The sequence below is a fragment of the Povalibacter sp. genome, assembly GCF_036520495.1.
Taxonomy (GTDB): domain Bacteria; phylum Pseudomonadota; class Gammaproteobacteria; order Steroidobacterales; family Steroidobacteraceae; genus Steroidobacter.
The window spans coordinates 1-20,218 of record NZ_DATDJO010000042.1; the positions used below are offsets into that span (position 1 = coordinate 1).

16 protein-coding genes and 1 pseudogene are annotated in these 20,218 nt (G+C 63.2%); 3 read left to right on the plus strand and 14 right to left on the minus strand.

What is annotated here, in order from left to right:
* The 3 genes and pseudogenes from VIZ63_RS16365 to VIZ63_RS16375 all read left to right on the plus strand — a co-directional run.
* Window positions 1–759, plus strand: a pseudogene (locus tag VIZ63_RS16365) (hypothetical protein); the annotation flags it as partial.
* 91 nt (window positions 760–850) lie between these two features.
* Window positions 851–1,252: a PPOX class F420-dependent oxidoreductase gene (locus VIZ63_RS16370; RefSeq protein WP_331610747.1), complete on the plus strand. Its 402-nt coding sequence runs from the start codon at window positions 851–853 to the stop codon at window positions 1,250–1,252.
* Window positions 1,253–1,345: 93 nt separating this feature from the next.
* Window positions 1,346–1,891 carry a glutathione peroxidase gene (locus VIZ63_RS16375; RefSeq protein ID WP_331610748.1) on the plus strand — a complete coding sequence of 182 codons (546 nt, stop codon included), beginning with the start codon at window positions 1,346–1,348 and terminating at the stop codon, window positions 1,889–1,891.
* 37 nt (window positions 1,892–1,928) lie between these two features.
* Here the strand turns inward: VIZ63_RS16375 and VIZ63_RS16380 are convergent, their stop codons facing one another.
* The 14 genes from VIZ63_RS16380 to cysD all read right to left on the minus strand — a co-directional run bounded on the left by VIZ63_RS16380 (window position 1,929) and on the right by cysD (window position 20,212).
* The gene (locus tag VIZ63_RS16380; protein WP_331610749.1) at window positions 1,929–2,498 is read right to left on the minus strand and encodes a lipid-binding SYLF domain-containing protein; all 570 of its coding nucleotides are present in this window, start codon (window positions 2,496–2,498) and stop codon (window positions 1,929–1,931) included.
* A gap of 192 nt (window positions 2,499–2,690) precedes the next feature.
* Window positions 2,691–2,912, minus strand: a complete 222-nt coding sequence (locus VIZ63_RS16385) for a hypothetical protein (RefSeq protein WP_331610750.1) — start codon at window positions 2,910–2,912, stop codon at window positions 2,691–2,693.
* A 101-nt stretch (window positions 2,913–3,013) separates the two neighbouring features.
* Window positions 3,014–4,258, minus strand: coding sequence for a flavin-dependent oxidoreductase (locus VIZ63_RS16390; RefSeq protein ID WP_349261210.1), 1,245 nt, complete (start codon window positions 4,256–4,258; stop codon window positions 3,014–3,016).
* A 144-nt stretch (window positions 4,259–4,402) separates the two neighbouring features.
* Window positions 4,403–5,824, minus strand: a complete 1,422-nt coding sequence (locus VIZ63_RS16395) for an efflux transporter outer membrane subunit (RefSeq protein ID WP_331610752.1) — start codon at window positions 5,822–5,824, stop codon at window positions 4,403–4,405.
* A 56-nt stretch (window positions 5,825–5,880) separates the two neighbouring features.
* Window positions 5,881–9,033: a multidrug efflux RND transporter permease subunit gene (locus tag VIZ63_RS16400; RefSeq protein ID WP_331610753.1), complete on the minus strand. Its 3,153-nt coding sequence runs from the start codon at window positions 9,031–9,033 to the stop codon at window positions 5,881–5,883.
* Window positions 9,030–10,211 (minus strand): efflux RND transporter periplasmic adaptor subunit, encoded by a 1,182-nt coding sequence (locus VIZ63_RS16405; RefSeq protein ID WP_331610754.1) that lies wholly within the window; start codon window positions 10,209–10,211, stop codon window positions 9,030–9,032. Before VIZ63_RS16405 ends, VIZ63_RS16400 begins: the two co-directional genes overlap by 4 nt.
* A 5-nt stretch (window positions 10,212–10,216) precedes the next feature.
* Window positions 10,217–10,777 (minus strand): TetR/AcrR family transcriptional regulator, encoded by a 561-nt coding sequence (locus tag VIZ63_RS16410; protein ID WP_331610755.1) that lies wholly within the window; start codon window positions 10,775–10,777, stop codon window positions 10,217–10,219.
* Window positions 10,778–11,099: 322 nt separating this feature from the next.
* A complete protein-coding gene (gene cofD / locus VIZ63_RS16415; protein WP_331610757.1) occupies window positions 11,100–12,104 on the minus strand; it encodes a 2-phospho-L-lactate transferase in 1,005 nt (334 codons plus the stop codon).
* A 146-nt stretch (window positions 12,105–12,250) separates the two neighbouring features.
* Window positions 12,251–13,021: a coenzyme F420-0:L-glutamate ligase gene (gene cofE, locus VIZ63_RS16420; protein WP_331610758.1), complete on the minus strand. Its 771-nt coding sequence runs from the start codon at window positions 13,019–13,021 to the stop codon at window positions 12,251–12,253.
* On the minus strand, window positions 13,018–15,438 hold the full coding sequence (gene cofH / locus VIZ63_RS16425) for a 5-amino-6-(D-ribitylamino)uracil--L-tyrosine 4-hydroxyphenyl transferase CofH (protein WP_331610759.1): 2,421 nt from the start codon (window positions 15,436–15,438) through the stop codon (window positions 13,018–13,020). The genes cofE and cofH overlap by 4 nt, the downstream gene beginning before the upstream one ends.
* Before the next feature lie 3 nt (window positions 15,439–15,441).
* On the minus strand, window positions 15,442–16,107 hold the full coding sequence (cofC, locus tag VIZ63_RS16430) for a 2-phospho-L-lactate guanylyltransferase (RefSeq protein ID WP_331610760.1): 666 nt from the start codon (window positions 16,105–16,107) through the stop codon (window positions 15,442–15,444).
* A gap of 45 nt (window positions 16,108–16,152) precedes the next feature.
* Window positions 16,153–17,163: a glucose-6-phosphate dehydrogenase (coenzyme-F420) gene (gene fgd / locus VIZ63_RS16435; protein ID WP_331610761.1), complete on the minus strand. Its 1,011-nt coding sequence runs from the start codon at window positions 17,161–17,163 to the stop codon at window positions 16,153–16,155.
* 212 nt (window positions 17,164–17,375) lie between these two features.
* On the minus strand, window positions 17,376–19,298 hold the full coding sequence (gene cysN, locus VIZ63_RS16440; RefSeq protein ID WP_331610762.1) for a sulfate adenylyltransferase subunit CysN: 1,923 nt from the start codon (window positions 19,296–19,298) through the stop codon (window positions 17,376–17,378).
* Window positions 19,298–20,212, minus strand: coding sequence for a sulfate adenylyltransferase subunit CysD (gene cysD, locus VIZ63_RS16445; protein ID WP_349261209.1), 915 nt, complete (start codon window positions 20,210–20,212; stop codon window positions 19,298–19,300). Before cysD ends, cysN begins: the two co-directional genes overlap by 1 nt.
* Window positions 20,213–20,218 lie beyond the last annotated feature (6 nt).

Sequence of the window (20,218 nt, forward strand, 5' to 3'; positions counted from 1 at the left end):
ACGACCCTCAGTCTGTTCGGTCTGATTGCCAGGCTCAGCGAGTCATTCGGCGACCGCGGCGCAGCGCGGCGTTTCGCGACGCTGTTGCGCGGTGCTGCGCGTCGCGGCGCGAGCATCGAAGATGGACAGCTCGCACTCGAGCTGACCAATCCCTTCGACTCCGGCTCGCATCCCGCCGAGCCGCGTATCGATGCAAAGGACGGAAAAATCCCCTGGCGCACGATGCTGTGGATGCCGCTGCTGGGGCCGTTGGTCATCAGTGGCTTCTTCGGCGGCATGCTCAGCTCGATTGCTTTGAGTCCGCTGCTCGCATGGGCGTGGCGACGCAGGAAATTCCTGGCCGATGCCACCGCGGTGCGGCTCACGCGCGAACCGAATACGCTCGGTGAGGCGCTGGTGAAACTCAATGACCTGCCATGGGAAGGCGCGTTCGCGCCGTGGACCGCTCACATGTCCGTGGTGAATGTCGAGAAGATCGGCGGCAAGGGACTCTTCAGCTCATCGGGCGCCAAGATGTTTCCGTCGCTGCAGAAGCGACTGTTGGCGCTGACGGGTCTCGGCGCCAGTGTAGCGGCGACGCAGGAACTCAGTACGTGGCAGCGACTGCCGTTGATGGGGCGTGTGATTCTGGTGCCCGTCGGTGTGCTGGTCGCGATGCTGCTGGCGGCGGTCGTCGTGCTGCTGGTCTGGGTCTCGGTGGCGCTGTCGGGGCTCTTCACCTGGCTGCCCGCCATGTTGTTGCACGCAATCCTGCGCTGAATGCATTCGGTCTTTTCGGCTTGTGCCGGGCCGCGGGGGCGGCTGTAATGCCCGCCATCACCTGTCAGCACGTCGCGCCGAGGATGCCATCATGAGCAGCAACACCATTCCGTCCGGCTTCACCGACCTCTTCAAGAAACAGGCTTTCGGTCACCTTGCCACCTTGATGCCGGACGGCTCGCCGCAGGTCACGCCCGTCTGGGTGGATTACGACGGTCAGAATGTGCTGGTGAATACGGCCGCGGACCGGCAGAAGGATCGCAATTTGCAGCGCAATGGTCGCGTTGCGGTGTCCATTACCGACCCCGAGAACGCTTATCGATATCTGGAAGTGCGCGGCACAGTGATCGAGCGCACGACCCAGGGCGCGGATGCGCACATCGACAGTCTGGCAAAGCGTTACCTGGGCAAGGATGTCTATCCGTGGAAGCAGCCCGGCGAAGTGCGGGTGATCTTCAAGATCCGTCCGGATCACACGACCCACATGGGGTAGGGCGCCGGGCTCGTCAGTCGTCGCCTTCCATGAGTTGGCGTTCGCCGCTGCCGCCGCTCCGTCGGCATCCCATGACCTGAAGAGGAAAGCGCAATGGCAACGTCCCTGTACGACATCCCGGTCAAGAAGATCGATGGTACCGACGGCAGTCTGGCGGACTATCGCAACAAGGTGCTGCTGGTCGTCAATGTTGCGTCCAAGTGCGGTCTGACGCCGCAGTACACCGGGTTGGAAAATCTCTACCAGGGCAAGCAGGCTGCGGGCCTGGAAGTGCTCGGATTTCCCGCCAACGATTTCATGGCGCAGGAGCCCGGCACCGATGCCGAGATTCGTGATTTCTGCTCGACCAGCTATGACATCCACTTTCCCCTGTTCTCGAAGATCTCGGTCGTCGGTGCCGATCAGCATCCGCTGTACGCACGATTGACTGCAGAGCAGCCGCAGGCGATCGGCGATGGTCCGTTCCGCGAGCGTCTCAAGGGACACGGCATCGAGACCGGGCAGCCCAACGACGTGTTGTGGAACTTCGAAAAATTTCTGCTCGACCGCAAGGGCAAGGTCGTGGCGCGTTTTGCGCCGGACGTGGCGGCCGACGATCCGCGACTGGTGGCTGCTATCGACGCGGAACTGGCCAGGTAATGGATTCGGCGCAGTGCCAGGCACTGCGCCGAATCCATTACTTGTTGGGCTTGTAAGAAAACTTCTGGCCGGCCACCGTGGCTTCGTACATCAGACCGCCCTTCGCGACCGTGAAGATGGCTGTGCCGTCCTGATAAACACCCGCCGTAGCCGCGCTGTTCTTGGTGCCGCTGGCGCCGGCTCCCGATCCGGTAGTGGTGGCGGTGGCCGTTGCGCTGGCGGTGATCGCAGTGGCTTGCGCAGTGGCTGCCAGTTCGAAATTACCGGTCGTGAAGCGGTCGAGCGCCGCTTTGTTCTCGAAGAAGATGATTTCGCTGAAGGCCTGGCCGCCCGCCTGGAAGCCGATGCTCACCTGCGTGATCGACGTGTCCCCTATGTACGTTCCTTGCCGGTAAACGCGACCCGTGCCATGCGCTGCGCCAACGACGAGGCCACCCTTGCCAACCGTGGGAAATACCGCATAGCCGTATGCGTGCTGGAAGAAGGCAGCGCTCCCGGCCGACTTCTTGAAGACTTCGATCGTGTCGGCATATTCGTCCGCATGCGCCGTGGCGGCCGCAAAAGCCAGTGTGGCTGTCAGCATCAGAATCGAAACGGTGGACTTCACTGTATCGGTCTCCTCTGCGGCAAGGTCGCGATAGTAGGTGGCAGAGGGCCGCGACTGGCAAGTCAGGAAGTACACGCATACCGCGGGCTGGTGCCTGCGAGCTGGCAAACAGCACATCTTGCAAACAACGAAGGAGGGTCGATGTGACCGGCAGCAGCTGGCTGGAGTGCTGCAGCGATGAGCTTCTGCGAATCAGCGAGCGCGTCGACGGGGGCGTTTTGCAGGCTCGACCTGCAGTTGCAGCTGGGCAGCTTCCAGGGCTTTCTCCATGGAAGCGTAGCCACTCATCCGGTCGAACAGATCGTCGGTGACCATGGGGCGGTGCATCGATTTCTCGTACCCGAACCCACGGGATTCGGCGAAGATTCGCACGTATCCGCGGTCGTCGTTCAGTAGGTCCACGAGTGTTCGCATTCGATCGCTCTTCGAGGGCGAGTTTCAGCGGACATAATCTACCCAAGGACATTGGCGGGATGTGAGACACGTATCACATCGCCAGCAATGGAGCGGCCTGCTCAGGCCGCTGCGACTTTCGATTTCACTTCCGCGACCGTGAATCCGGCGGTCTGTTTGTAACGGGCGGCGATTTCTTCGAGCTCGGATTGCGGGATCACGTCGTTGACGTGCGCGAACCCGTGCGGCGCCCGCTCCTCCGCAATCTGCATCACCTGTTCCGGACCGTTCTGGCGGTTCGAGAGCACGATCTTCGCCGTGGCCGGCAGGCGTGCGGCCTCGTAGTCGATCAGCGCCGGCGCCACGTCCTGAGTCTGCAACGCATTGGCGAGCGCTTCGGCATCGAGGATGGCCTGCGACGCGCCGTTGGAGCCGATCGGATACATCGGATGCGCCGCGTCGCCCAGCAGCGTGACGCGTCCCTGGGTCCAGCTCGGCAGCGGATCGCGATCGACCAGCGGGAATTCGTAGACGAATTTTGCTTCGTCGATGAGACGCGGCACGTCGAGCCAGTCGAATTTCCAGTCGGCGAAGCTCGGCGCGAAACGTGACTTGGGAACTTCCGCGTTCCAGTCCTGCGGAGGCGGCGAGTCGTACGGCACCGACAGCTCGGCAATCCAGTTGATGAGTGAACGGCCGCGCACCGCAGTGGCCTGCGAGATGGGGTAACAGACGAATTTCTGGTCCGGGTGTCCCGCCATGATCATGCTGCGGCCATCGAGAAACGGTTCGGCCTCGGTCACCGCGCGCCACAGGATGCGCCTGGCGAATCGCGGCAAACCTTCATTGGGATACATGGCGCGCCGTACCAGCGAGTGAATGCCGTCGGCACCGACCAGGGCGGAGCCGCGGACCTCGAACTCACCCGTGCCATCGGTGCGCAGAAAATCGGCGATCACTTCGGTATCGGTCTGGCGCACGGACTCGTAGCCCGCGCCGGTGACGACATTCTTCGGGCCGAGGCGCGCGCTCGCCGCGCGGAACAGCATCAGATGCAATTCACCGCGATGAATGGAGTACTGCGGCACGGGATAGCCGGCGGCGACGCCACGGGGCTCGCGCCAGATCGGCTGGCCGAGCTTGTTGTAGTACGACAGGCTCGAAGTCTGGATAGCCGTGGCCGCGAGTTCCTCTGCCAGTCCGAGTTCGTGCAGTACACGCGCCGCATGCGGCAGCAGGTTGATGCCGACGCCGAGTGGTTTGAGTTCCGGTACGCGCTCGAACACACGCACTGGAATTCCGCGTTGATGCAGACAAAGCGCGAGCGTCAGTCCGCCGATCCCACCGCCGGCAACAATCACAGGCAAGGTCATTCGAAGTCCTCGTTGGTGCAGGAGGCCTGGGTCGCCCTGTTCTCCAACGCCCGCAGGCGATTCATGCGGGGGGACAGGTTCTGCGGTGGATGGGCACTCCGGAGCTAAATCGTAACCCAACCCCGGGGCTTGCGGCTGTTACCTGCGCGCTGAGAGCGGTTCCGCGCGTGCACCCATGCTGCCGCCGACGGCCAGTGCCAGATCGACGGCGTTGAGCAGTGCATCGCGTTGCGCCGCGACTTCATCGATCTGCGCCTGGAACAGACCGCGACGGACATCGAGCAGGTCGATGTACGCGATGTCGCCCTGGTCGTAACGAAGTTCGGCCAGTTCCGTCGCTCGGGTGAGCGCTGCCACCTGATCGGCGTTGGCCTGGCTGACGCCTGCAATGATCGATTGCCCCTGCAGCGAATCGAGCACCTCGCGAAAGGCGTTCTGTACCGTCCGGGCATATTCCGCCTTGAGTTCTTCGCGCACGGCCTCCGCACGTTTTACGTTGGCGCGCAGGCGACCGCCCTGGAAGATCGGCTGCAGGATGCCGCCCGCCGCAGACCATGCCTGGGCAGGATTCTTGAAGAGATTGTCGAGTTCCGGGCTCACTGAACCGAACGCACCCGTAAGACTGATGCTCGGGAACAGCAGTGCACGCGCCACGCCGATGTCATACGCGGACGAATTCAATGCCGCTTCGGCTGCGCCGATATCGGGCCGCCGCTCCAGCACGCTGGAAGGCAGCGCCGCCGGCAGCGCTGCGACCGCTGGCAGATCGATCTGCTCGGCCTCGATGGCGCGATCGACCAGATCCTGCGGCGAGCGACCCAGCAGCACGCCCATGGCGTTGGTACGGCGCACGACATCCAGTTCGAGCTGATGCATCGAGGTGCGCGTCGCAGCCGTGTCGGCCTCGGCGCGTTTGAACGTGAACTCGTCGGTTTCGCCGGCATCGAAACGCAGTTTTTCGATACGCAGTGATTCCTCGCGGGTCGACAGTGTGTCGCGGCCGCGGGCCAGTTGCTGCGCCGCTGCGATCAGGCCGAAGTAACTGCGGGCCACGTCACCGGTGAGGCTGAGTTTGGTCGCTTCACGACCGTACTCGGTGTTCAGCAATTGCTCGCGAGCCGATTGCGAAGCGCGCAGATACTTGCCCCACAGGTCGAGCTCGAAACTGGCCCCGCCCTGCACGGTGTAGATGGTGCGATGCCGATCGATGCCCGGCGTCGTATTCACGTAGGCACTGTCCTTCGATCGCGTGACGTTGCCCTGCAGATCGACGGCCGGCCAGCGGTCGGCATTGGTGATGCCAAGCACCGCGCGTGATTGCGCCACGCGTGCCGCGGCGATGGCGACGTCAGGATTGTGATCGAGCGCTTCTTCGACCAGCGAGTTCAGCGTGACATCGTTGAACAGCGTCCACCACGGATCGGGGAGATCGACCGTCTGTGCCGTCTGCACGGGCAGTGCGGTCGGCAGCGGCAACTCGGGTTTCTGCGGATCGACGCTGGAGACCACGCATCCGCTCAGGACGCCCGACACCACTGCAAGCAGCAAGAAATTACGCATTTATAGTTCCATATTCGAGAGACAGGGCCTGCACCCGGGCAGGCCCACCAATCACTTCACACGCCCTTCGGCTGGGGTTGTTCTTCATCGGCCGGCGCCGCATGTGCATGCGATATGTCGCGCGTGTGGCTCGCCACCCAGCGGAAGAACATCGGCACGAAGAACGTGGCGATGAACGTCGCCGCCAGCATGCCGCCGATCACGCTCGTACCGAGCGAATGACGACTGCCAGCACCCGCACCGCTGCTCAACGCCAGCGGCAGCACACCGAAGATCAGCGCCAGCGACGTCATGATGATCGGACGGAAGCGCAGTTTCGCACCTTCGACCGCCGCTGCCGTCAGCGACATGCCTTCCTGGTGCTTCATCAGTGCGAACTCGACGATCAGGATGGCGTTCTTCGCGGCGAGACCCACCAGCGTGAGCATGCCGATCTGGAAGTAGATGTCATTTTCCAGTCCACGCAGCGTGGCGGCGAGGAATGCGCCGAATGCCGCGAATGGCACCGCGAGGATCACCGCGAGCGGCAGCGTCCAGCGCTCGAACTGCGCCGCGAGGATCAGGAAGACCATCAGTACGCCGAGCAGGTACACGCCGTTCGATGCGCCGCCGCTGGCTTTCTCCTGATACGCCGAGCCCGTCCACGCCAGCTGATAACCGGCGGGCAGGGCCTGCTTTGCAACTTCTTCGACGACCTGGATGGCATCGCCCGAGCTGAAGCCCGGCGCGGCGCCGCCCATGATCTTCGCGGACTTGAAGACATTGAAGCGTTCAATGACTTCCGGACCGGTCGATTCACGAATGCTGGCGACGGCGGTCAGCGGCACGAGTTCACCGCTTTTCGCACGCACGAACACGTCGCGGATGTCCTCGGGGAACGATCGGTAGCGCGGTTCGGACTGCAGCTGCACCTGGTAGACGCGGCCGGACCGATTGAAGTCGTTCAGGTACGTGGCGCCAAAGGTGGCCTGCAACGTCTCGAACACTTCAGTGACGGGCACACCCAGCGACATGGCCTTTTCGCGGTCCAGGTCGATGCGCATCTGCGGCACGCTGGCGCTGAACGTGGTCATCACCCCGGCCAGTTCCTTGCGCTGCGAAAGCGCGGCCACGAATTTCTGCGTTGCCGCTTCGAGGTCCTTCGCCGTACCGCGATCACGCGCCTGGATATAGGCTTCGAAACCGCCGGTCATGGCCAGACCTTCGATGGGCGGCGGCTCCATCGGCAGGAAGAAACCATCCTTCACCTGGGCACCCGCACCCCAGGCCGCACCCACCACGGCTTTCGGGCTCAGGTTCGGGTCGCGACCGCGTTCATCCCAGTGTTTGAGTGGCACCCAGATGACGCTGCCATTGGTCTTCATGGCGAAGGTCATGGCGTCCAGGCCGGAGATGGCGAGGGCGGTATTTACGGCCGGGTGCTCGCGCAGGGCGTCCGCGATCTGGTTGGACGCTTTGATCGTCCGATCCAGCGAGGCCGCGTCCTGCAACTGGCCGATGACGAAGATGTAGCCCTGGTCCTCGCTCGGGGCCAGCGAGTTCGGCAGTCGGAAGAACAGGGCGACAGTCACCAGAACCATCGCCGCGAACACGCCGGTAGCGATGACGCCGCGACGCATGACGAGCTGCACGCCGCGTTCGTAGCGGTCGGTCATGCGCGTGAACCATTCATTGAAGCGCAGCAGCAGCCGGTTGTTGACCGTGTGGTGAGGTTTCAGAAGCAACGCGCACAGTGCCGGCGTCAGCGTCAGCGCGACGAAGCCGGAGATGATCACCGACACCGAAATGGTCATGGCGAACTGGCGGTACATTTCGCCGACGAGTCCACCCATGAAGGCGACGGGCAGGAACACCGCACTGAGCACCAGCACGATGGCAATGACCGGTCGCGTGACCTCGTCCATGGCCTTCGCCGTTGCCGCCGCCGGCGACAGCTTTTCGGTCGTCATGATGCGTTCGACGTTTTCCAGCACGACGATGGCGTCGTCCACGACGATACCGATCGACAGCACCATGCCGAACAGCGTGAGCATGTTGATGGAGAAGCCCAGGACGTACATCGCGCCGAACGTACCGATCAACGACACCGGTACCGCCAGCATGGGGATGATGGTGGCCCGCAGGTTCTGCAGGAACAGCAGCACGACGATGAACACCAGGATCATCGCTTCGATCAGTGTCTTGACGACTTCCTTGATGGCCACCTTCACGTATTTGTTGGTGTCGTGCGGGACCTCATAGGCCATGCCTTTGGGGAAATCGGCAGAGATCTCGGCAAGGCGTGCATGAATGGCATTGCCGGTCTCGATGGCGTTGGCGCCAGCCTGCAGCATGATGCCGAGAGCCACGGCCTGCTTGCCGCCGACGGTCTGGTTCAGGTTGTAGTTCTGCGCGCCGAGTTCCACCCGGGCCACGTCTTTCAGGCGCACGACCGAGCCGGAGTCCGTGGTGCGGATGACGATCTGTTCGAACTCCTCGGGGGTTTCGAGCCGTCCCTGCGCAGTAACCGCAAACGTGAAGTCGACGTTGCCGTCGGTGGGTGATTGGCCAACACGTCCGGCCGCGAATTGCGAGTTCTGCTGGCGCACCGCCGTCGCCACGTCCGATGGCGTCATGCCCATCTGCGCCAGTTTGTCGGGCTGCATCCAGATGCGGATCGCGTAGTTCTGTGCGAACAGCTGCACATCGCCAACGCCCTTGATGCGCCGGATCTCGTCCACGATGTTGAGCGCTGCATAACTGCTCAGCGCCAGATCGTCCATGCTGTTGTCGGGCGAGGCGAGGCTCACGAACATCAGGATGTTCGCCGACGATTTGCGGACGGTGACACCCTGGCGGCGCACTTCTTCCGGCAGGCGGGGCTCAGCCGCCTGAACGCGGTTGTTGACGTTGATCGCGGCGAGGTCCGGGTCGGAACCGATGTTGAACGTGACGCTGATCGAGAGCGTGCCGTCGCCGGAATTGACCGACGTCATGTACAGCATGTTCTCGACGCCGTTGATCTGTTCTTCGATCGGCGCTGCCACGGTCTCGGCAATCGTCTCCGCCGTGGCGCCGGGGTAGAAGGCGTTGACGGTGACCACCGGTGGAATGATCGCCGGATACATGGAGATGGGCAGCGCGCGCATGCCGCCCAGGCCCGCCAATACGATGAAGGCCGAGATCACGCACGCGAAGATCGGGCGCGTGATGAAGAAACGCGACATCATGCTTCGGACTCTTTCTTGACGGGCGCCTTGGCCTTCTCGATATCCGCCTGCTTGCTGGCGGCGTCGGTCGAAACGGCGCTGACCTCGATGCCGGGTTGTACCTTCAGCACGCCGTCGACGACGTAGCGATCACCGGCAGACAGGCCGGAGGTGACCACGACGTCATTGCGCAGACCGCGGCCGATCTGCACGGGACGCATTTCGACTTTGTCCTCGGCACCGACGATCCAGACGAACGGACCCTGCGCACTGGACATCACGGCCTTGCGCGGGATCGAGACGACATTGGCCAGCGTGACGCCTTCGACGCGGGCACGGACGAACTGCCCCGGAATCAATTGCGACGACTTGTTGCCGAGAACGGCGCGTGCACGCACGGTGCCCGACTGCAGGTCGACGGCATTGTCGACGAATGTGAGCTTCGCTGCGTCGGGGTAGTCGGAACCGTCGTTCAGCAGCAGCTTGACGATGGGAGCGGCGCTCTTGCTGGCGGGCGCAAGTGCGGTGCGTAGCAGCGCGGCTTCGGCTTCCGGCACCGAGAACTCCACATACAGCGGATCGATCTGCACGATGCGCGTCAGCAGACTCGAATTCTGATCGGTCGAAATCAGGCTGCCCTCGGATACGGCTTCGCGGCTGGTGAGGCCGGAGATCGGCGCGCGCACATCGCTGTACTCGAGATCGAGTTCGGCCGTCTCGAGCGCGGCTTGCGCGGCGCTGAGATTTGCCTGAGCCACTTCGAACAGGGAGGTGGCTTCATCGCGACGGCTCTGGCTCACGGCGTTCTTCTCGAACAGCGGCAGCACGCGGTCTTTCTGGCGACCTGCTTCATCGAGACGCGCTTTCGCGACCGAGACTTCGGCGCGGGCGGATGCGACACGGGCACGGATCGGTACCGGATCGATCTGGAACATCGTCTGGCCTTCGCGCACGCGACTGCCTTCCTCGAAACGACGCTTCAGCAGAATGCCGCCGACGCGGGCACGCACTTCGACTTCGCGTGAACCAACGGTGCGCGCGGTGTATGTAAGATCGAGCGGCACCGCGGCCGAATCGACGGTCTGCACCGTCACTTCCGGAGGCGGCATGTGCATGGCCTCCTGGTTGTCGCTGCATCCTGTAAGCGTCAGTGCCAGTCCGACCAGCATCCCGACATTGCGAATTCCAACCTTCGACATGAGAATCACCTGGAGGCCTCGTCGGCCAATTCAAGAAGCTTGTCCACAACCTGTGCGCGCTGCTCGACGCTGAAAGGAGAGATGCGCAGCGCTTCGCGCATCATCAATCCGTCGACGGCGAGCGTGACGACCGCAGCGCGGGCAAAGTCGCTGCTGGATGCCTCGATTTCGCGCAGATGTTCCGCCATCCGCTCGCGAATCACTTCGAGCAATTTCAGATCATTCGCGGCAGTTGCCAGCAGCACGGAGGTCATCGCGCGCATGCACCGCTCGCTGCCGAGAATGCCCTGGACGCATGCCTTCAATTCCTGCGCCGGACCCTTGCCCACGCCATCGCGGGCCGCGGCGATGCAGCCGTGAATCGAATCCACGTAGCGATGCGCCAGGGCGACGAGCAACGATTCCTTGGAGGGGAAGTGATAGAGCAGTCCGCCCTTGCTGACGCCGGCGCTCTGCGCCACTGCATCGAGGGTCAGGCGGGCGGCACCCACTTCAGCGACGACGCGTTCAGCGGCTTCGATCACACGCTCACGCGCCGGGCCCAGAGCGGCTTGTTCAGCGACCATCGGGAATCCTCGATACGGGTGGCGTCGGCGTGGGGTACCGAGCGAAGGGGCGCGATGTTAACCGTCCAGCCGGTACAGTCACAACGAGCAGCGCGGCCGAACGTGGTCATTTTCAGACAAGAAGTCGAAAAACTTACCGAAACCGGCCGCGAAGGTCCGACGCCGGGGGAATTCGCCTATTCGCGAATCATGGTGTTCCCGGAGGCACGGCCGGTGCGTTTCCGTGCGAGCCTCTGTCATGAATGCTGCAGTACCGCAATTCCTCCAGCGCGTGCGTCAGGGCAGGATGCCGATAGTTGAAGGCATGTCGAAGCGGATGTAGTCAGCGCGAGCGCTGTGCCCGCAGCGCCTGAATCAGCGAGATGCAGTCGCGCGCCAGGGCGACTTTCTGTTCCGGCGTATGCATGATCGTAGGCACCACGGCGAAACGGGCGTCGGTCGCGAGCGCGGCGTCCGCGGTGTCGAGCACCACAATGTCCACGAAGTCCTCGTATAGAGGGGCGATGACGTCAGCCGCAGGTTGCACGCCCAGTTCACACATCATCTTTGCCGCCGGTCCCTTGATCGCGGCACCTGCCACGATCGGAGAGATCGCAACGACAGGCGCATCCAGCGCGCGCAGTCGCTGGCGCAACTGCGGAATCGCCAGCATCGGGCCGATGCTGAGATAGGGGTTCGAGGGACAGATGATCACGCCAGCGAGGTCCTTGCTCTCCAGCGCGGCAAGCACGGCGGGTGCGAGTGACGCGGACTTCGCTCCGGCGAACTCCACTGCGCGAACTGCGGGCTCGCAGCGTCGATGCACGAAGTACTCCTGGAAGGCGAGTCGCCCCTGGTCGGTGTCGAGCATCGTGCGCACGGGCTGATCGCTGATCGGCGAGACCGTCACGTCCAGTTGCAGGCGGCGCGCCAGCTCGGCATTCGCCGCACTGAGCGTCAGCCCGCCCTGCAACAGTTCGCTTCGCAGCAGATGCAGCGCGATGTCGCGATCGCCCAGGGCAAACCAGGTGTGGGCGCCGAGTCGTCGCAGCTCGTCCATCACGCCCCAGCTCTCATCGCTGCGTCCCCACCCCTGTTGCGGATGAACCAGACCGGCAAGCGTGTACAGCACCGTGTCGAGATCGGGGCAGATCGTCAGCCCCAGATGCTCGAAGTCGTCGCCGACATTGACCGCGACCACCAGCGATTCCGCGGGAAGTATCCGTGCAAGGCCTGAAACCAGCTTGGCGCCGCCGACACCGCCACAGAGCGCCACATAGATCGAGCGAGAGGGAGCAGGTGGGTTGACCATGCGGTTATTGCGCTGTTCGAGGTCGACTGCAGACAAGGCCCGCGCCAGTCTGCATGAACACGGCCACGCTTGCGTGACTGCTCAGCTCCAGGTCCAGTTCGTTCGCGTCGGGGACACTTGGGAATTCAAAGCAGCGCACGGCCCTTCCTTCTTCGGTGCAGCATCCAACCTGTCCCCAGGCTCTAGCGAAACAGATCCTGTTCGAGCGGACGCACCAATGCGCTGGCACCGCGAGGATTCTCCAGGTACTCGGCGGCCACGCCGCGGACGATCACGACGGGTGTTCCTTCTGCCGCTTCGCCACACACGAGCGTCGCCGTTGCGCAGAGCTGATCGGCGGCCGCAATCTGCGTGACCTGCAATGGGCGACCGCTGCGATCATTTGTGCCCCGCAGATCGACGAGTGGCTGCAACCCGGCACAGCCCACGCATACGCCAGAAACGCCCAGTCGCCATGGCCGGCCGAAACTGTCCGAGATCAGCACGGCCAGTTTGACGCCGTAGCGTTGTTCGAGCTGCAGTCGCAATGCCTGTGCGGATGCGTCTGGATCCTGCGGCAGCAGCAGGGCGCGTTCGCTGCCTGAAGGAAGATTGGATTGATCGATCGCGGCGTTGGCGACGACGAAGCCAAGGCGATGGCGCACGATCAGTACATGGGGTGCGACCCGCACGACGTCCGTGGATTCGCGCAACACCAGTTCGACCAGGCGCGGATCCTTGAGGCAGCGCTGCGACAGTTCCCGCGCCTGGGCGCTCGGGGTCACGCTGTCCAGTTCGATGTAACGATTCTCGGCCTTGGAAACTATTTTCTGGGCGACGACGACGACATCGCCATTGCGCAGCGTCAGATCAGGCGAGATGCCGAGCGCACGCTCGAGCAGCGAGGCGAGGTCGTCACCAGGCATCACTTCCGGCAATCCCGGCACCTTTATAAAGACGAGCGAGTCGCTCACGCGGAGATGCGGGCGCTGCGTCGCGAGAGCGGTGCGTTGTGCGTCGGCGCGAGCGGGGCTGCGTTGACAGCCTGCGCGATCCGGGAGCTATCCACATCGCGATACAGCGTGGTGCGCTGCCGCCAGGGGCGACCCAGTTCAGCGATGAGTTCCTGCATCTGTCGCGGCGCCAGTTCCTGGCCATGGACTGCGCCCGCGGCGCGACTGATGGATTCATTCATGAGCGTGCCACCCAGATCATTGGCGCCCGCAGTGAGGCAACGCTGCGCCCATTGCGGTCCGAGTTTCACCCACGATGCCTGGATGTTGCGAACCAGCGGATGCAGGACGAGCCGCGACACCGCATGCATCAGAATCGCTTCGCGCAACGTCGGGCCTTTGCGGGAATGACCACGCAGGTACATCGGCGCCTCCATATGCACGAATGGCAGCGGTACGAACTCCGTGAGTCCACCGGTTTCGTGTTGCAGTTCGCGCAGTCGCAGCAGGTGCCGCGCCCAATGCGTGTAGCTCTCGATATGACCGTACATGATGGTCGACGTCGTCGGGATGCCGGCACGATGCGCGCGTGCGACGACATCGAGCCATTCCCGGGTGGTCAGCTTGTCGGGTGCGAGTTCGCGCCGCATGTCGTCGTCGAGAATTTCTGCAGCGGTGCCGGGCAGCGAATCGACGCCCGCTCGTTTCAGTTCAACGAGAAATTCATCGATTGAAATGTTCAGCGTCCGTGCGCCGTGGGCTACTTCCAGCGGAGAGAACGCGTGCACGTGGATGCGCGGCTCCGCCTGTTTCGCTGCGCGGCAGATATCGAGATACGTCTGGCCGGTGAAGGACGGATGAATGCCGCCCTGCATGCAGACTTCCGTGCCGCCGCGTTCCCAGGCTTCGCTCACGCGCCGGCGGATCTCCTCGAGATCCACCAGGTACGGAGCGCCGCGCAGGTGCTCGTGCGTCTTGCCCTTGGAGAAGGCGCAGAAGCTGCACTTGTACAGGCAGATGTTCGTGTAGTTGATATTGCGGACGACGGCATAGCTCACCGTGTCGCCGACACTGCGATGACGCAGCGCGTCGGCCTCACGGCAGATGTGCACGAAGTCGGCGCCGCGTGCGGTAAAGAGTTCTGCGATCTCGTGTTCGGGAAGTTCCTGTCCGGCGACGAGGCGATCGATCCGGCTGGACATCGCAGAGCGCCGCGGCATGGCCGCCAGCGGGATGTCACGAAGGTCATCGGCGTCAGCCGGCTCCACCGAGCCTGCGGTCCAGCGTCCTACGCGTGCCCAGCCTGCGCCGTCCGACAGTCGCAGAACGGGTGCATGCAGTTCCGGCGCGATCCATTCAGCCCTGGCCATCACGTAGGAAGGATAGACGGTGAGCCGCTCGATCAGATCGCAGCCCGCTCGCGCCGTAGCCTGCGCCAATCGGTCGAGATGCGGCCACGGGGCTTCGGGATTCACGTGATCCGGTGTGAGCGGCGAAACGCCGCCCCAGTCATTGATGCCGGCAGCGATGAGTTCGGGCAGATCGCCACCGTAGAGATTCGGCGGCGCCTGGATGCTCATGTGCGCGCCGAAGATCAGTCGTGCTGCCGCGATCGTCCAGCACAGCTCATCCGTCGACGGCTCGGGTGCGTCGTGCATTTTCGTGCCGGCCTTGGCGCGGAAATTCTGGACGATGATTTCCTGAATGTGCCCGTAGCGGTCGGACAGTTCGCGCAATGCCAGCAGTGATTCGAGGCGTTCATGCCGCGTCTCGCCGATACCGATGAGGATGCCGCTGGTCATTGGCACGCGCGCTTCGCCTGCAAGACGCAGTGTCTCCAGCCGGCGCGCGGGCGCCTTGTCCGGCGAGCCGAAATGCGGACCGCCGCGCTGGCACAGACGCTCGGACGACGATTCGAGCATGATGCCCATCGACGGACCGACACGTCGCAGCCGCGCGAAATCCCCGGTATTCATCAGTCCGGGATTCAGATGCGGCAGAAGGCCGGTCTCGCGATACACCAGGCCGGCGACATGTTCGAGGTATTCGAGTGTCGTTGCGAAGCCAAGGCGCGCGAGTGCTTCGCGAGCGTGCGCATAGCGGGCTTCGGGACGATCGCCCAGGGTGAACAGCACTTCCTTGCAGCCAAGCGCGGCGCCATCGTGCGCAATGCGCAGCACATCGTCGGGTTCCAGAAAGGCCTTTTCGAGATGGCGAGGCGTCTGCGCGAACGTGCAGTAGTGACAGACATCGCGACACAGTTGCGTGAGCGGCACGAAGACCTTGCGCGAGTAGCTGATACGCGTGCCCCAGCCGCGTTCGCGCAGTTCGGTGGCGAGCGGCGCCAGTGAGCGCCAATCGCTGTGATCAAGCAACGAGAAGGCCTGCGCTGCTGCGGGCCGCTCATCGAGCCATGAGTTAAGGGAGGTGAGCGTCATCGTTCACTCGGTCAGGGCGATGCTGGTCTCTTCGGCGTCCAGCACGTCCAGCAACTGCGCTGCATCGCTGCAACGCAGGATATCGAGGTCTGCGGGGCAATCGAGATCCAGCGACAAGGCGGGCGATTCCAGGACGGTCGCCTTTACGCCGGCGGCTGCAGCCCGCGCCAGATGTCGATCGAAACTATGGCCACCGAAATCCGGCGTGAGCGCGCGAGGCGGTGAACAGAGCAGGGCGTTCGTACCGATGCGCTGACGATCCGGCACCACGACGATGCCCGATTCGCTGGTCTCGAGAATTTCGGTCAATGCTGCGGGCGATATCAACGGCAGATCGCCGGGCAGCATGAGCACGCGGCGCGGCTGACTGAACTCGTCGCGGCGAAGTGCCGATGACAGCGCGAAGGACATGCCAATTTCGGTGGACTGAAGTATCGGGCACGCGCCGAGTTGGGCAGCAAAGCTGGCGACGCGTGGACTGGCGGTTGCGACGAATACTTTCTCGATACCGCTGCAGTCTCGCAACGCCTGGAGGACGCGTTGCGCCATCGCAAAGAACAGGCGCGAGCGCTGCGGCGCGCTGAGCACTGAAGCGAGGCGCGATTTGGCGTGCTCGCCCGACTTGAGCGGCACCAATGCCCAGGTGGACGATGGGTGAGTTACGGACATCTTCGCGTCAGTATCGGATCCTTGAATCGGGTCAGATCCGGAAGTTCAACCATACGCGGTTCGCAGCTTCGGTGCGACCTGCGCGGCGAACAACTTAAGGAAGCGCGCCTGGTCCGGGCCGGGTGCGTGGAAGACCAGGTGGTTGAAGCCGAGCCGGACGTATTGGCCGACCCGTTCGACCACCTCATCGGCATCGTTGCTGACGATCCAGCGTGACGCTGCGCGTTCGACCGGCAGGGCATCGGCGAGCTTTTCCATCTCCAGCGGGTCCTCGACGTTCACCTTTTCTTCGGGCTTCAGCGCGAGGGCGCCCCAGAATCGCGTGTCCTGCAGCGCACGTTCGCGATCCGAGTCGAATGACAGCTTGATCTCGATCATGCGGTCGGTGGTCGCCTTGCCGGCCTTCTGCGCCCCCGCAGCCACGTTGGGAAGCAGCGTCTCCGTGTACAGGTCCCACTTCTTGCCGCTGGTGCAGATGAAGCCGTCACCGGCTTCGCCGGCGAATTTCGCCATGACCGGACCGGCCGCGGCGATATAGATGGGGACTTCCCGATCGGGCCGATCATAGATCGTCGCCTTCTCGGTCTTGTAGTACGTACCTTCGTAGGTGAGGCGATCTTCGCGCCACAGGCGGTGAATCAGGTCGACGGCTTCTTTGAAGCGCGCAGTGCGTTCCTTCGGTTCCGGCCACGCCATGGCGCTCGACGGTACTTCGTTCAGCGATTCACCGGTACCGATTCCCAGCACGACCCGATCGGGAAACAACGAGCCCAGTGTCGCGAAGGCCTGAGCCACGATGGAGGGGTGGTAACGAAACGTCGGCGTCAGCACGCTGGTGCCGATGACGATGCGCGACGTGCGCGCGCCGACGGCGCCCAACCATGAGAGCGAGAAAGGCGCATGACCGCCGGTGTGACGCCAGGGCTGGAAATGGTCGCTGATCCAGACGGAGTCGAGGCCGACGTCTTCGGCCTGCACGGCGTAGTTGAGAAGTTCGACCGGTGCGAATTGCTCCGACGAGGCCTTGTAACCGAGTTTGAAAGGGGCCGGGTTCATGAAGAGAGACCTGATTTAGGGTCAAGGCACGGACTTGAACGGATGAAGATCGTGCGAAGGGCTCCGAATACGAAGTTTCACACGGAGTACACGGAGGTTGAGGAAAGAGGAATACGTCTTTCTACTCCGTGTCCTGCGTCCCGCGGGATTTTCCGTTGGTCATGCAGGTTACGAATGCCTGGCTGCTCCTCAGCCGCCTGCGATGCTGATCCTTACGGAATCAGCATCGCCACGATGGCATCCGCTGCCTGTTCCGGCGTCATGGTCGCCGTATCGATGCGCAGTTCCGGCGCTTCGGGTTTCTCGTACGGACTGTCGATGCCCGTGAAGTTCTTGAGTTGCCCGGCGCGGGCTTTCTTGTAAAGGCCCTTCACATCGCGGGCTTCCGCCTCGGCGAGCGAGGTGTCGATGAACACCTCGTAGAACTCGCCCTCGCGAACCATCTGCCGCACCAGCTTGCGCTCGGCGCGGAACGGCGAGATGAAGGCGGTGATGACGATCAGGCCGGCGTCCGTCATGAGCTTCGCAACTTCGCCGACGCGACGGATGTTCTCGACGCGATCCGCGTCGGTGAAACCAAGATCCCTGTTCAGGCCGTGACGGACGTTGTCGCCATCGAGCAGGAACGTGTGGCGGTTCATGCGGGCGAGTTTCTTCTCGACCAGGTTGGCGATGGTCGATTTACCCGCGCCAGACAGACCGGTGAGCCAGACGACGCCCGGCTTCTGGTTCTTGAGGCCGGCGTGATGTTCACGGGTGATGTCCGTTGCCTGCCAGTGCACGTTCTGCGCACGACGCAGCGCGAAATGAATCATGCCCGCCGCGACGGTCGCGTTGGTCATCTTGTCGATGAGGATGAACCCGCCGAGATTGCGATTGTCGTTGTAGGGCTCGAACGGGATCTGACGATCGGTGGCCAGCGTCACCACACCGATGGCATTCAGCTCCAGCGTCCTGGCCGCGAGGTGCTCCATGCTGTTGACGCTGACCTGGTACTTCGGCGCATGCACCGTCGCCGTCACCGTCTGCGCGCCGATCTTCAACCAGTACGGCCGTCCTGGCAGCATCTCCGCTTCATCCATCCACACGATGGTGGCTTCGAACTGGTCGGCCGATTGCACCGGATCGCTCGCGATCGCAATGATATCGCCGCGTGAACAATCGATTTCATCCGCGAAGGTCAGCGTGACGGACTGACCTGCGACCGCCTGGTCGAGATCGCCGCCGAGCGAGACGATGCGGGTGACCGTCGAGGTCTTGCCGGACGGCAACACACGAATCGCATCGCCGGGCTTCACCGTGCCGCTGGAGATGAGGCCGGAGAAGCCACGGAAATCGAGGTTCGGGCGATTGACCCACTGCACGGCCATGCGGAAGGGACGCTCCTGCATCGCGGCGGTGTCGACTTCCACCGCCTCCAGATGCGGCAGCAGCGCCGGTCCGTCGTACCAGGGCATTTCCGGCGATGCTGCAGTGATGTTGTCGCCCTTGAAGCCGCTGATCGGCATTGCGACGAAGTCGGTGATGCCGATGCCGTTCGCAAACTCGGTGTAGTCGTCGACGATCTGTTCGAAGACTTCCTGGCTGTAGCCCACCAGGTCCATCTTGTTGACCGCCAGTACGATGTTGCGGATGCCGATCAGGTGCGCGAGATAGCTATGGCGGCGCGTCTGCACGAGCACGCCCTTGCGTGCATCGATGAGGATCACGGCGAGATCCGCCGTCGAGGCGCCGGTCACCATGTTGCGCGTGTACTGCTCGTGCCCCGGCGTATCGGCGACGATGAACTTGCGCTTTTCCGTGGCGAAGAAGCGATAGGCGACGTCGATGGTGATGCCCTGTTCGCGCTCGGCGGCGAGGCCGTCGACCAGCAGCGCAAAGTCGATGTTCTGACCCTGTGTGCCCATGCGCTTGCTGTCGGCTTCGAGCGCGGCGAGCTGATCCTCGAAGATCATCTTCGAGTCGTACAGCAGCCGGCCGATCAGGGTGGACTTGCCGTCGTCCACCGAACCGCAGGTGATGAAGCGCAGCAGCGTCTTGTGCTGGTGCTGCTCGAGATAGGCCTCGATGTCCTCGGCGATCAGGGCATCGGTCTTGTAGATCGCATCTACATTCGAACCCGGGGCGACGCTCATCAGAAGTACCCTTCCTGCTTCTTCTTTTCCATGCTCGCGGCCTGATCGTGGTCGATGGCGCGGCCCTGGCGTTCGGACGTCGTGGTGAGCAGCATTTCCTGGATCACCTGCGTCAGCGTCTGCGCCTCGCTCTCGACCGCGCCGGTCAATGGATAGCAGCCGAGCGTGCGGAAGCGCACCGAGCGCATCTGCGGCGTTTCGCCTGGTTTCAGTTTGAAGCGATCGTCGTCGACCATCAGGATCAGCCCGTCGCGCTTCACTGTCGGACGCGGCGCCGAAAAGTACAACGGCACGATCTCGATGCCTTCGAGGTGGATGTACTGCCAGATGTCCAGCTCGGTCCAGTTGGAGATCGGAAACACGCGAATGCTTTCGCCCTTGGCCTTGCGTGCGTTGTAGAGATTCCACAATTCAGGTCGCTGCTTCTTCGGATCCCAGCGATGGTTGGCGCTGCGGAAGCTGAAGATGCGTTCCTTGGCGCGGCTCTTTTCTTCGTCACGACGGGCGCCGCCGAAGGCGGCATCGAAGCCGTGCAGGTCGAGCGCCTGCTTCAGGCCTTCGGTCTTCCACATGTCCGTATGCAGCGCGCCGTGGTCGAACGGGTTGATGCCCTTCGCCAGCGCCTCGGGGTTCTGATAGACGAGCAGATCCATGCCGGCTTCGCGTGCGGCGCGATCACGCAGCGCATACATGTCGCGGAACTTCCAGGTGGTGTCCACATGCATCAGCGGGAAGGGCGGCTTCGACGGATAGAACGCCTTCCTGGCCAGGTGCAGCATCACGGCGCTGTCCTTGCCGATGGAATACAGCATCACGGGCCGTTCGGTTTCGGCCACCACTTCCCGCAGGATGTGGATGCTCTCGGCTTCGAGGCGCTCGAGGTGCGTGAGCTTGTGGCGCACGGCAGCGTTCATGGTCAT

Coding starts and splice junctions, on each gene's coding strand:
- VIZ63_RS16375 (WP_331610748.1), top strand. CDS start 1,346: ATGGCAACGTCCCTGTACGACATCCCGGTCAAGAAGATCGATGGTACC.
- VIZ63_RS16370 (WP_331610747.1), top strand. CDS start 851: ATGAGCAGCAACACCATTCCGTCCGGCTTCACCGACCTCTTCAAGAAA.
- fgd (WP_331610761.1), bottom strand. CDS start 17,163: ATGAACCCGGCCCCTTTCAAACTCGGTTACAAGGCCTCGTCGGAGCAA.
- VIZ63_RS16410 (WP_331610755.1), bottom strand. CDS start 10,777: ATGGTCGCTGAACAAGCCGCTCTGGGCCCGGCGCGTGAGCGTGTGATC.
- VIZ63_RS16385 (WP_331610750.1), bottom strand. CDS start 2,912: ATGCGAACACTCGTGGACCTACTGAACGACGACCGCGGATACGTGCGA.
- VIZ63_RS16395 (WP_331610752.1), bottom strand. CDS start 5,824: ATGCGTAATTTCTTGCTGCTTGCAGTGGTGTCGGGCGTCCTGAGCGGA.
- cofC (WP_331610760.1), bottom strand. CDS start 16,107: ATGTCCGTAACTCACCCATCGTCCACCTGGGCATTGGTGCCGCTCAAG.
- cysD (WP_349261209.1), bottom strand. CDS start 20,212: ATGAACGCTGCCGTGCGCCACAAGCTCACGCACCTCGAGCGCCTCGAA.
- VIZ63_RS16405 (WP_331610754.1), bottom strand. CDS start 10,211: ATGTCGAAGGTTGGAATTCGCAATGTCGGGATGCTGGTCGGACTGGCA.
- VIZ63_RS16400 (WP_331610753.1), bottom strand. CDS start 9,033: ATGATGTCGCGTTTCTTCATCACGCGCCCGATCTTCGCGTGCGTGATC.
- cofH (WP_331610759.1), bottom strand. CDS start 15,438: ATGACGCTCACCTCCCTTAACTCATGGCTCGATGAGCGGCCCGCAGCA.
- cysN (WP_331610762.1), bottom strand. CDS start 19,298: ATGAGCGTCGCCCCGGGTTCGAATGTAGATGCGATCTACAAGACCGAT.